Raw genomic sequence first — 12180 nt, 5'->3', positions numbered from 1 at the left:
AATGAAGAAATTACTGGTCGGTGTGATGACACTGGTCAGCCTTGCGATGCCATATCAAGCCTCTGCTGAAGAGCCTGTCGCTTCAGCAGAGGCTTTGTTGCATCAAATGGATGAGGCTAGCCGCGAGCTCAGTTATGAGCTGTCGTACATCCTAATCAAGAAAAACAGTATTGAGCCTCTACGTTACCGGCACGCGCTGGAAGAGGGGGAAACCTATGCCCATTTGGTCTATCTCAGCGGCCCGCCGCGCGAGGTGATCCAGCGCGGCAACGAAGTGAGTTACTTCGAGCCGGGCCTGGAGCCTTTTACGATTGACAGCAACAAGATGGTTGCCCCGCTGCCGCCAATCATGCGCAGCGATATCCATGAGCTGTCAGGATATTATGATTTTATCTCGATGGGTCGGGCCCGCGAGGCCGGCGTTGCCTGTGATGTGGTTCGAATTGCGCCCAAAGACGGTGCCCGCTACTCCTATTTGTTGTGGATTGATACCCGCAGCAAGCTGGTAATGCGAGCCGACCTGCTGGACCGCGACGGCGAGCCGCTCGAGCAGTACCGTGCCGTATCGTACGTGATCAACCCGAAAGTCGCTGATGTCCTGAAAAGCCTCAAGAACGTCGAGTTGCCGGCGGTGGTGCAGTTGCCGCCCCAGCCACAGGCCGATCTGAACTGGAAGGTCAGTTGGCTGCCGCGTGGCTTTGAGTCGGTGTCGCGCAACCGCCATCGTTTGATGATGACCGACCGACCGGTTGAGAGCAAAATGTTCAGCGACGGTTTGTTCAGCTTCTCGATTTATATCTCGGCGGCTGACAACTTCACCGTGCGCGAACAGTTGGTGCGCCAGGGACGCCGTACCTTGCATAGCTACCTGATCAAAGACAAAGAAGTGACCGTGGTGGGAGATATTCCCCCGGCGACGGCACGGCGCGTTGCCGAGTCGGTTGTATTTGCGCATGGCGGGAGCAATGAGCAATGATGCGTTCGCTGGCTACCGTGGTCGCTGTCGAGCGCGGAAGTATTACCGTTAGCTGCCAGCAGCAAACCAGCTGTGGCAGCTGCGCCTCGCGCGATAGCTGCGGGACAGGCTTGGTCAGCAAGGCACTGCCTGGCCGCCGTCATGAGCTGACCATCGCAACCAAGCTCAAGGCCAACGTCGGGGATACCGTTGAAATCGGCCTTGCCGAGCGCAGTATGTTGACTTCTGCTTTGCTGGTCTATGTCTTGCCTCTGCTATGCTTAGTGCTGGGTGCTATTTTTGGCCAGTGGTGGTTTGTGTCGCTGAGCGGTGGCGGAGAGCTTGGGGTGATAGCCTCGGCGTTTGCCTTTGCCGGCGGCGGATTGTGGCTGGCTCGCCGCTATGCTCGTCGTCTTGAAGGGCAGTCGGCCTATCAGCCAACACTTGTACGGGTGCTAGGTAGCCCTGTTTCAGACAATCTGATAACAAATGCTGCAGCGAAGGATAGCGACTAGCGGCGAAATTCGGTAGAATCCGTCAACTTGATCTATTGATCCCATTCATTTAATCACGAGTTAGTCACGCCAATTCATGAAGCACATTCGTAACTTTTCGATTATTGCACATATCGACCATGGTAAATCGACCTTATCTGACCGCTTGATCCAAGTTTGCGGTGGCCTTTCCGATCGCGAAATGGCAGCCCAGGTTCTCGATTCCATGGACCTTGAACGTGAACGCGGTATTACTATTAAGGCCCAGAGCGTGACGCTCGATTACACGGCCAAAGATGGTGAAACCTACCAGTTGAACTTTATCGACACCCCAGGACACGTTGACTTCTCGTACGAAGTATCGCGTTCACTGGCGGCCTGTGAAGGTGCGCTGTTGGTGGTGGATGCCGGTCAGGGCGTAGAAGCACAGACACTGGCAAACTGTTACACCGCGATTGAAATGGATCTGGAAGTCGTACCGATCCTGAACAAGATTGACCTGCCAGCCGCCGATCCTGAGCGCGTGGCCGAGGAAATCGAAGAGATCGTCGGTATCGATGCGATGGAAGCTACCCGTTGTTCGGCCAAGACTGGCTTGGGCGTTGACGACGTGCTTGAGAACATCGTGTCGGCGATCCCAGCGCCAGAAGGCGATGCTGATGCGCCGCTGCAGGCGCTGATCATTGACTCATGGTTCGATAACTACCTGGGTGTTGTCTCTCTGGTTCGTATCAAGAACGGCGTACTGAAGAAGAACGACAAGATCAAGGTAATGAGCACCGGCCAGACTTGGGGTGTAGACCGTCTGGGTATCTTTACCCCGAAACAGGTCGATAAAGACGTCTTGCGTACGGGCGAAGTTGGCTGGGTAGTGTGTGGCATCAAGGACATCCTTGGCGCGCCAGTGGGTGATACCCTGACCCATTCTAAAAACGGCTGTGAAAAACCATTGCCGGGCTTCCAAAAAGTGAAGCCGCAGGTATATGCGGGTCTGTTCCCTGTATCATCAGACGATTACGAGAACTTCCGTGATGCACTTGGCAAGCTGAGCCTGAACGATGCGTCGTTGTTCTACGAGCCAGAAAGCTCGGCGGCACTGGGCTTTGGTTTCCGCTGTGGTTTCCTTGGCATGCTGCACATGGAAATCATCCAGGAGCGTCTGGAGCGTGAATACGACCTTGACCTGATCACCACGGCACCGACCGTAGTGTACGAGGTGAAGAAAACCGACGGTACGACTATGTATGTCGACAGCCCGGCAAAACTGCCTGCGGTCAACGACATCGAGGTTGTCGGCGAGCCGATTGCCCGCTGTAATATCCTTGTACCGAGTGATTACCTAGGTAACGTTATTACCCTGTGTGTCGAGAAACGCGGTATGCAGGTTGACATGGTTTACCACGGTAACCAGGTTGCCCTGACTTACGATATTCCGATGTCTGAAGTGGTGCTTGATTTCTTCGACCGCCTGAAGTCGACATCCCGTGGCTACGCGTCACTGGATTATAACTTCCAGCGTTACGAAGAGTCTGACATGGTACGTGTTGATATCCTGCTTAACGGCGACCGCGTCGATGCGCTGGCTATCATTACCCACAAAGACAACGCTCAGCACCGTGGCCGCGACTTGGTTGAGAAGATGAAGGAATTCATCCCTCGCCAGATGTTCGACATCGCGATTCAGGCTGCCATCGGCAACCACATCATTGCCCGTTCAACCGTGAAGCAGCTGCGTAAGAACGTAATTGCGAAATGTTACGGCGGTGACGTGAGCCGTAAGAAGAAACTTCTGCAGAAGCAGAAGGAAGGTAAGAAGCGTATGAAGCAGATCGGTAACGTTGAGCTGCCTCAAGAAGCATTCTTGGCCATTCTTCATGTTGGCAAAGACAAATAATCAGTAACCTCTTGTTCCTGGCGAGCGGGATAGTAGCGAGTGCGACTATTTTTGCTGACCGGTAACAACTGGCAATGCAGCGGGCTGGTCTTGCTGCATTGTTTTATCAAGCGGCGGGCAAAGCTCGCCCTTGGTAGTTCATTGAGTAGGGATAAATATGGCTAATACTTTTTCGCTTATTTTGGTACTGGCGACGCTGGTCACCGGGATCATCTGGGCACTGGACAAATTTGTCTGGGCGCCTAAACGTCAATTGAAAATTCAAGCGGCGGCGGCGAATGCCGGCGATCAGGTGGATGCTGAAACCCTACAGCGTGTTGCACCGCAACCGAGCTGGGTCGAGTCGACCAGTTCAATGTTTCCGGTGATCGCGTTAATTATGGTATTTCGCTCATTTATTTATGAGCCGTTCCAGATCCCATCCGGTTCGATGATGCCAACCTTGTTGGTTGGTGATTTCATCCTGGTTGAGAAGTTTGCCTATGGCCTGAAAGACCCGGTTTTCCGCCATCAGTTGGTTGAAACTGGCAAGCCTGAGCGTGGTGATGTGGTGGTGTTTAAATTTCCGCCGCAGCCAAGCGTCGACTACATTAAACGTGTAGTGGGTATGCCGGGTGATACCGTGCGCTACAGCGACCATAAGCAAATTTGCATTGCCCCGAAAGGTGCGAGCGAATGCAAGCCAGTGTCGTTGTTCGATATGACTGACAGTGAATTTAGCCAGGGCATGACCCGCTTGGTGCAGTTTAACGAGCAGCTGGGTAAACATGATCACCAGATCTTGATCAACCCGCTCAAACGTGACCGTACCATGATGTATCAGCCGCGTCCTGGTGTGAATGAATGGGTCGTACCCGAAGGCCAGTACTTCGTGATGGGCGACAACCGTGATAACAGTGCAGATAGCCGTTACTGGGGCTTTGTCCCAGAGGCCAATCTGGTCGGTAAAGCGGTCGGGATCTGGATCAGCTTTGAGTTTGAACGAGGTGCTGACAGTGCACTTCCATCTTGGATTCCTACCGGTGTGCGTTTCAGTCGCATCGGTGGCATAAACTGATCGGGAAAAAATGACCACTCCTGCTAACAGACTACAGCGCAAGCTGGGTTACCAATTTAATAATCTGGATTTATTGACCTTGGCACTGACACACCGCAGTGCCAACGGGACACACAACGAGCGCCTTGAGTTTCTGGGCGATTCGATTCTGAGCTTTGTGATCGCAGACGATCTCTATCACCGTTTCCCTAAAGTGGACGAAGGTGACATGAGCCGGATGCGTGCCACACTGGTGCGAGGCAAGACACTGGCTGAATTGGGCCGTGAGTTTGATCTTGGTGACCACTTGCTGCTGGGGCCGGGCGAGCTGAAGAGTGGCGGTTTCCGCCGTGATTCGATTCTGGCTGACTGTGTCGAGGCGATCATCGGTGCAATTTATCTTGATAGCGATATCGAGATGGTGCGTAAAATCGTGCTGAAGTGGTACCAGAGCCGCCTAGAGACGATCAAGCCGGGTATCAACCAGAAAGATCCTAAGACCCGTTTGCAGGAATGCCTGCAGGGTCGTCGCCAACCGTTGCCTGCGTATGTTGTTACCAAGGTGCACGGCGAAGCGCATAACCAGGAATTTACGGTGCAGTGTGAAGTGGCAGGGCTGGATGCGCCTGTTATCGGTAAGGGCGGCAGCCGGCGCAAGGCAGAGCAGGCAGCAGCAGAACTGGCACTTAAGCAGTTAGAATCATGACAGACAAGACACATTGCGGCTTCATTGCCATTGTAGGCCGACCGAATGTGGGCAAATCGACCCTTCTCAACCGCTTGGTTGGCCAGAAGCTGTCGATTACCTCGCGCAAGCCACAGACGACCCGCCACCGCATCATGGGTGTTGATACCCGTGACGGCTACCAGGCGGTATATGTGGACACCCCGGGCCTGCACATCGAAGAGAAGCGTACCATCAACCGTTTGATGAACCGTGCGGCGAGCAGCTCGCTGACCGATGTTGAGTTGGTATTGTTCCTTGTCGACGGCACCATGTGGACTGCGGATGACGAGATGGTACTCAACAAGCTGGCCAAGTCCCAGCTGCCGACAGTACTGCTGGTCAACAAGGTCGACAATGTGAAAGAGAAGTACGATCTGTTCCCGCACCTTCAGGAGCTGGCGAGCAAGATGGACTTCGTCGATGTCGTACCGGTATCGGCCAAGCACGGCACCAACATTGACGCCGTCGAGAAGATTGTGCGCAAGCACCTGCCGGAAGGCCAGTTCTACTTCCCCGAGGAGTACGTGACCGACCGTTCGCAGCGCTTCATGGCGTCGGAGATTATCCGTGAGAAGCTAATGCGCTTCACCGGTGACGAGCTGCCGTATTCGGTAACCGTTGAGATCGAGCGTTTCGACTACAACCCGGATACCGATGGTTTTGATATCAACGGCCTGATTCTGGTTGAGCGTAATGGCCAGAAGAAGATGGTGATCGGCAAGGGCGGCGAGAAGATCAAGACTATCGGCCGCGAGGCCCGTCTTGATATGGAAGATCTGTTCGAGCGCAAGGTCTACCTCGAGCTATGGGTGAAAGTGAAGTCCGGCTGGGCCGATGACGAGCGAGCACTGCGTAGCCTAGGCTATATTGACGATCTATAAGGGCCGTAATGGAAGGGCTACAGCGTTGTTTTGTCCTCCATTCTCGTCCCTATAGTGAGACGAGCCTGATCCTCGATGTCTTCAGCGAGGATGCAGGCCGTCTTACTCTCCTGTCAAAAGGGGCGCGGCGCAAGCGTTCCAACCTCAAAGGGGCACTCCAGCCCTTTACCCCCCTGTTTATGAAATGGTCCGGCAAAGGCTCAATGCCGGTGCTGACCCATGCCGAGCCTATCAGTATCGGCCTGCCGATGCGCAGCTATATCCTCTATTCGGCGATGTACGTCAACGAGCTGTTGGCGCGGGTTGTCGAGCCCAATACCCCTTATCAGGTGCTGTTTCTGGATTACCTGAACGTGCTGCGCGAGCTGGCACAGGCAGAGAATCCAGAGCCCGCATTGCGCCGTTTTGAGCTGGCACTGCTGGATCATCTTGGCTATGGTGTGGACTTCTTCCATTGCGCGGGTAGTGGCCTGCCGGTGGACGATACCATGACGTATAACTACCGGGAGCAGCGTGGCTTTATTGCGTCGCTGACCATCGGCCAGCTGACTTTCACCGGTGAACAGCTTAAGGCGATAGCCGCACGGCGGTTTGAAACCCCAGAGCAGCTCAGGGCTGCCAAGCGTTTCACCCGTATCGCCCTTAAGCCATTTCTTGGCGGCAAGCCATTAAAAAGCAGGGAATTGTTTATCCCTAGAGGAAGGAGTACCGGAAAATGAACAACATCTTACTCGGCGTGAATATTGACCACATTGCCACATTGCGAAATGCCCGCGGGACGCGCTACCCGGATCCGGTTCATGCCGCAGAAGTCGCCGAGCGTGCAGGTGCGGACGGTATTACCATCCATTTGCGCGAGGACCGCCGCCATATCAAGGATCGCGACGTCCGTATCCTGCGCGAGACCATCCAGACCCGGATGAACCTCGAAATGGCCGTGACTGATGAGATGGTGCAGATTGCCCTTGAAACTCAGCCTGAGTTTGTTTGTCTGGTGCCGGAAAAGCGCGAGGAGCTGACTACGGAAGGCGGTCTGGATGTTGCCGGGCAGTTGGACAAGGTCAAGGCGGCTACCGAGGCGTTGTCTGCTGCCGGGATCAAGGTGTCGTTGTTCATTGATGCCGACCGAGGCCAGATTGATGCGGCTGTGGCCTGTGGCGCGCCGTTTATCGAGTTGCACACCGGCCATTATGCCGATGCCGAGACCGAGGAAGAGCAGCAGGCCGAGCTTAAGAAAATTGCGGCCGCGGCGAGTTATGCCCATGACAAGGGGATCAAGGTCAATGCCGGTCACGGCCTGACGTACCATAACGTCAAGCCGATCGCGGCTCTGCCTGAGTTGTACGAGCTGAATATCGGCCACTCGATCATCGGCCGTGCGGTGTTCGACGGTCTGGACAAAGCGGTTGCCGACATGAAGGCAATCATGCTGGATGCCCGTCGCTAATGGCAATTGTCGGATTGGGCACGGATATCGCCGATATTGAGCGGGTGACCAAAGTGTATGCCCGCAGTGGCGATGCGTTCGCCGAGCGTGTATTGGCCCCCTCTGAATTGGCGATCTTCCACTCCCTGAAATTGAAAGAGCGCTATTTGGCCAAGCGGTTTGCTGTCAAGGAGGCCGGAGCCAAGGCGATCGGTACGGGTATCGCCTGTGGCGTGAGCTTTCAGGATTTTACCGTGAGCAATGACGAATACGGCAAGCCGGTACTGGCATTGTCAGGCAAGGCTGCCGAGCTGGCGGCGCAGATGGGGGTGAACCATGTTCATTTGACCATTGCCGACGAGAAGAAATACGCGGTTGCGACCGTGATCCTAGAGCGCTAGTCTGGGGTTAAATAAAACAAAGGCGAGCCATCTGGCTCGCCTTTTTCGTTGTTGCCCGATAGGGCCGTAGGTATTACGGGCGGTAGCTTTTGGATGCCTTGACCACGTTGTTCATCTCGTCGATGAGTTCGTACAGCTCTGGCTCGATGTCCTCGCTGCTGGCCCCTGCCTTGAGCGCCGTTTCGATGGTATGGCACAGGTTCTTCAGGCGCGGCACGCCGCTGTAGGCGCAGCTGCCGTGGAGCTTGTGGATAGGCGGCCACAGCTCGATCTCCTTGCCGTCCAGCACCTCGTTGACCAGCAGTTCGACCTCGGGCATGAAGTCGAGCAGCATCTGCAACATGTCTTTGGCCAAGTCCTCTTTGCCGGCGGCTTGCTTGAGCGCTAGAGCCCAGTCCCAGCTGACATTGCTGTTGGCTGGCTCTGGCTGGCTCTGGCTGGTTTGTGCTGTCAGGGGCGCTGGCTCTTTTCCGGTCGGTGCCGCCCACTTAGACAGGATTTGCAGCAGGATATGCTCTTCGATGGGTTTGGTCAGGTAGTCGTCCATTCCCGCTTCGATCAGGCGCTCGCGTTCTCCTGCCATAGCATGGGCTGTAACGGCGATGACCGGCGTGTTGTGGTTGAGATCGGTTTGGTGGATTGCCTGGCAGGCACTGACCCCGTCCATTTCCGGCATCTGGATATCCATGAAGATCAGGTCGAATTGCTTTTGGCGGGCATATTCGACCGCCTTGCGGCCGCCGGTTGCGGTGATCACGGTTTCGACCCGCTCGCTGAGCAGGGCGGAGATCAGTTTCAGGTTGGCCGGGTTGTCGTCAACCGCCATCACTGTGAGCGGCTGGACGGTTTGAGCCTCGTCCTCGTCCGGCAGCAGCTCAGGCTCGCTGAAGATGTCCGGCTGGCAGCACAGGGCTTCGAATAGCTTGCGGTGGCCAATCGGCTTCGGCAGGCAGGCGGATACCCCGGCATTGATCAGTCGTTCGGACAGGGCCAGCTCGGTGGTCGGCAGGCTGACGATAACCTTGTCGCTAAGCTGCTCGGCCTTGAACACGGTATCGAGCAGGCTGGCCAGCGGTGGCTGTTCGCCCGGCGAGAGGTTGAGCAGGGTAAAGTCGTGTTGCTCTGCCTCATCCGGCATGGTCGAGCGGTAGGTCACGTGGATGCCCGCCCGGATCAAGCGTTGCTGCAGTACTGATGCCGCCTGCATGTTCGGCTCGATCAGCAGTAGCTTTTTGTTGCTCAGCTGGCGGGTATCGATAGGTTGCGAGACGGGTAGGTCGGTCTTGCTCAGGCGCAGGCTGAACCAGAAGGTCGACCCCTGATGGAGCCGGCTGGTCAGGCTGATTTCCCCACCCATCTGGCTGACGAGCTTCTGGGTGATCACCAAGCCAAGGCCGGTACCGCCGTAGCGTCGTGAAATACTGGCGTCAGCTTGGCTGAATGCTTGGAACAGCTGGGCCTGCTGGCGCTCCGAGATCCCGATCCCGGTATCGCGAACCATGAATTGAAGTTCGATGAACTCGTCCTTGTCGTTGCGCATCTCCACCGCGACATCGATGTTGCCGCGTTCGGTGAACTTGACCGCGTTGCCGATCAGGTTGGTCAGAACCTGCTGGATCCGCAGCGGATCGCCAATCAGACCCGCTGGCACGCGGTGGTCGATCTTGAGGGTGAGTTCGAGGCCCTTTTCGTGGGCACTTGGTGCCAGCAGCTTCATTACCTCATCGAGGGACTCGGTAAAGTCGAACGGGATATTCTCAAGCAGCAGCTTGCCAGCCTCGAGCTTCGAGAAGTCGAGGATGTCGTTGATGATTGTCAGCAGGTTGTTGGCCGACTTCTCGATAGTCTGCAGGTAGTCCTGCTGGCTGGTGCTCAGGCGGGTCTTGAGCATCTGGCGGGTAAAGCCGATGACACCGTTGAGCGGGGTGCGCAGCTCGTGTGACATATTGGCCAGAAACTCGGATTTGACCCGTGCCGCTTCCTGGGCGCGTTTCTTGGCGATGTCGAGCTCGACATTCTGGATTTCGAGCTGCTCGAGGGTCTCGCGCAGATCCGAGGTGGCCTGGTCGATGCTCTGCTGCATTTCGATATGGTATTCCGACAGCGAGATGGCCATCGCGTTGATCCCGTTCTTGAGGGTATCGAGCTCGCCGAGCAGTTGCCCTTCGATTCGTACATCGAGGTGGCCGCGGCGGATTCGGTCGACTACGCTGACCATGTGCGAGATCGGGCGGGTAACGTCTTTCATCAGCCGGTAGGCGAACAGCGACGACAGGGTCAGCCCGAACAGCAGTACCATCAGGGCTGTGAATATTTCTTGGTATTGCTGCAGGCGCAGCGAACTAAGATCCAGCTCAACCGCGATGTAGCCAATGGCCTCGGCTTGGTAGCCAGCGCTGATACTGCTGCCGAGCGGCCCTTCCTTTAGGATAGGGGCGCGCAGGATCAGGGAGTTGTCGTTGAGCCGGGTTTCGAGCAGCATCGGGATCGGCTGGTCGGCCGGGTACATCAGCGCTTCGAAATTGCGGTGGAAGTTCGAGGTGACGAACAGATCGTTGGACGGAGTGAATACAGCAATGCTGCGGACAATCTGCGAGTGTTTGCGATGAGCATAACTAATCAGCCGTCTAACGGCTTCGCGGTTTTGGTCGGCCATACCGTATTCGGTCGAGATGGCAAGCGGCTCGATAATACTGGCACCGGTCGAGATAAGTTGGTGCTCAAGGTCGCGGTACCGGCTCATGGTAAAAAATGCGCTCAAAAGCAGGCCAATAATCAGGGTCGGTGCTAATGTCAGGGTGAAGACCCTGGCACGAAGTCCATATTTGGTCATGGTTCACTTAATTACAAGAATGCGATTCTGTGGGAGAATTGGTGCTTATTTCCCTGCGAATGATGAAAGGTCGCGGGGTGTATTAGGTCGATAGCTTAATGAAACTAGGGCTATTCGACAACGAACGAATAACAAACTGTAGTGGATGTCACTCAGTTTGACTACCTGCACTGTGAGTCGAAACACTATGGCACGCTTTTTCAAGCCTCAGAAACGTAAAATTACGGATACCAAGCACAAAGAAATCACCATCAACCGCTTTGATCATCAGGGTGCCGGTATCGGTCATCTTGACCGCAAGCCGGTTTTTGTTGATGGCGCCCTGCCGGGCGAAAAGGTGGTGGTACAGCTCACCGAGGACAAGAAGCAGTATGCCCGTGCCAAGGTGATGCGCCGCTTGAACGACAGCGACCAGCGTGTTGCCCCTGCCTGTCCGCTGTATGCGGAATGTGGCGGCTGCAACCTTCAGCATCTGTCGCACGATGGCCAGGTTGCTGCCAAGCAGCAGGCATTGGGTGAGTTGATGGGCAAGTTCGCCAAGGCGGGCCATATCGAGCAGGCTGAGCCGATTGCCAGTGCGCCATGGGGTTACCGCCGCTGTGCCCGCTTTGCCGTACTGCCTGCCGGCGGCGGTCTGCGAGTGGGCTTCCGCAAAAAGCAGAGCAAGGAAATTGTCGATGTCGAGCACTGCCCGGTATTGGCTGAGTCCCTCAATGCGCTGCTCCCTTCGCTCCGAGAGGTATTGGGCAAGCTGCAGGCGCGCAAGGCGCTGGGCCATGTTGAGCTGGTTGAGGCCGACAATGGTCGAGTGGTGCTGATCCGCCACCTCCAGCCGTTTTCTGACAAAGATATGACCCTGCTCCGTGAGTTTGCTGACACCCATCAGCTAATGTTGTTCTTGGCGCCAACGGCCGATCAGCTCGATGCGATGTCAGACAAAAAGCCATATTATGAACTTGATGGTCTGGAGTTGGTGTTCTCGCCGAAGGACTTTATCCAGGTCAATGCCGAGGTGAACCGCAAAATGGTGGCTCAGGCGATGGACTGGCTGGCGGTGGCGCCGGGGGACCGGGTGCTGGATCTGTTCTGCGGGTTGGGGAACTTCAGTTTGCCGTTGGCAAAGCAGGCCAAAGCGCTGGTCGGTGTTGAAGGCATCGACGAGATGGTGCATCGTGCTGGTGACAATGCCCAGCACAACGGGCTGGCAAATGCGGCATTTTTCCAAGCCAACCTTGAAGACGATGTGACCAAGATGGCGTGGGCGAAGGAGCGCTTTGACAAAGTGCTGCTCGATCCGGCCCGTGCCGGTGCGGCCGGGGTGATGCAGCATGTGGTGGGGCTACGTCCTGAGCGGGTCGTCTACGTTTCGTGTAACCCTGCCACCCTTGCCCGAGATAGCCAAGTGCTCTTGGAGCAGGGGTATCAGTTGGAAAAGCTTGGTATGATGGACATGTTCCCCCATACCGGGCATTTAGAGTCAATGGCGTTGTTTGTTAAACAGCCTTAGCCATTACAGAAGAACAGGAAAGAAAC

The 12180-nt window shown here is 55.7% G+C and carries 11 protein-coding genes; 10 read left to right on the top strand and 1 reads right to left on the bottom strand.

Annotation, left to right across the window (positions count from 1 at the left end; translation table 11 throughout):
- The first annotated feature begins 1 nt into the window (after position 1).
- The 9 genes from rseB (at position 2) to acpS (ending at position 7814) form a co-directional block, all read left to right on the top strand.
- Positions 2–976, top strand: coding sequence for a sigma-E factor regulatory protein RseB (rseB, locus tag ACSF8X_RS15505; protein WP_047878324.1), 975 nt, complete (start codon positions 2–4; stop codon positions 974–976).
- A complete protein-coding gene (locus ACSF8X_RS15500) occupies positions 973–1470 on the top strand; it encodes a SoxR reducing system RseC family protein (RefSeq protein ID WP_047878323.1) in 498 nt (165 codons plus the stop codon). Before rseB ends, ACSF8X_RS15500 begins: the two co-directional genes overlap by 4 nt.
- Positions 1471–1546: 76 nt before the next feature.
- Positions 1547–3343 (top strand): translation elongation factor 4, encoded by a 1797-nt coding sequence (gene lepA / locus ACSF8X_RS15495; protein WP_047878322.1) that lies wholly within the window; start codon positions 1547–1549, stop codon positions 3341–3343.
- Positions 3344–3500: 157 nt separating this feature from the next.
- Positions 3501–4400, top strand: a complete 900-nt coding sequence (lepB, locus tag ACSF8X_RS15490; RefSeq protein WP_047878321.1) for a signal peptidase I — start codon at positions 3501–3503, stop codon at positions 4398–4400.
- Positions 4401–4410: 10 nt separating this feature from the next.
- Entirely contained in the window at positions 4411–5085 is a 675-nt protein-coding gene (gene rnc, locus ACSF8X_RS15485) for a ribonuclease III (protein ID WP_047878320.1), read from the top strand.
- On the top strand, positions 5082–5987 hold the full coding sequence (gene era / locus ACSF8X_RS15480) for a GTPase Era (RefSeq protein ID WP_047878319.1): 906 nt from the start codon (positions 5082–5084) through the stop codon (positions 5985–5987). Before rnc ends, era begins: the two co-directional genes overlap by 4 nt.
- 8 nt (positions 5988–5995) lie before the next feature.
- The gene (gene recO / locus ACSF8X_RS15475) at positions 5996–6706 is read left to right on the top strand and encodes a DNA repair protein RecO (RefSeq protein ID WP_047878318.1); all 711 of its coding nucleotides are present in this window, start codon (positions 5996–5998) and stop codon (positions 6704–6706) included.
- Positions 6703–7434 carry a pyridoxine 5'-phosphate synthase gene (gene pdxJ / locus ACSF8X_RS15470; protein WP_047878317.1) on the top strand — a complete coding sequence of 244 codons (732 nt, stop codon included), beginning with the start codon at positions 6703–6705 and terminating at the stop codon, positions 7432–7434. The genes recO and pdxJ overlap by 4 nt, the downstream gene beginning before the upstream one ends.
- Positions 7434–7814 (top strand): holo-ACP synthase, encoded by a 381-nt coding sequence (gene acpS / locus ACSF8X_RS15465; protein ID WP_047878316.1) that lies wholly within the window; start codon positions 7434–7436, stop codon positions 7812–7814. The genes pdxJ and acpS overlap by 1 nt, the downstream gene beginning before the upstream one ends.
- A gap of 73 nt (positions 7815–7887) precedes the next feature.
- Here acpS and barA read toward each other — a convergent pair whose 3' ends face one another.
- A complete protein-coding gene (gene barA / locus ACSF8X_RS15460) occupies positions 7888–10647 on the bottom strand; it encodes a two-component sensor histidine kinase BarA (RefSeq protein WP_500850362.1) in 2760 nt (919 codons plus the stop codon).
- 187 nt (positions 10648–10834) lie between these two features.
- Between barA and rlmD the strand changes: the two genes are divergently transcribed.
- Positions 10835–12154, top strand: coding sequence for a 23S rRNA (uracil(1939)-C(5))-methyltransferase RlmD (rlmD, locus tag ACSF8X_RS15455; RefSeq protein ID WP_047878314.1), 1320 nt, complete (start codon positions 10835–10837; stop codon positions 12152–12154).
- Positions 12155–12180 lie beyond the last annotated feature (26 nt).

Source organism: Photobacterium panuliri, assembly GCF_059920555.1.
The sequence above is the reverse complement of the archived record's forward strand: the minus strand, read 5'-3'. Positions and strand labels throughout refer to the sequence as shown.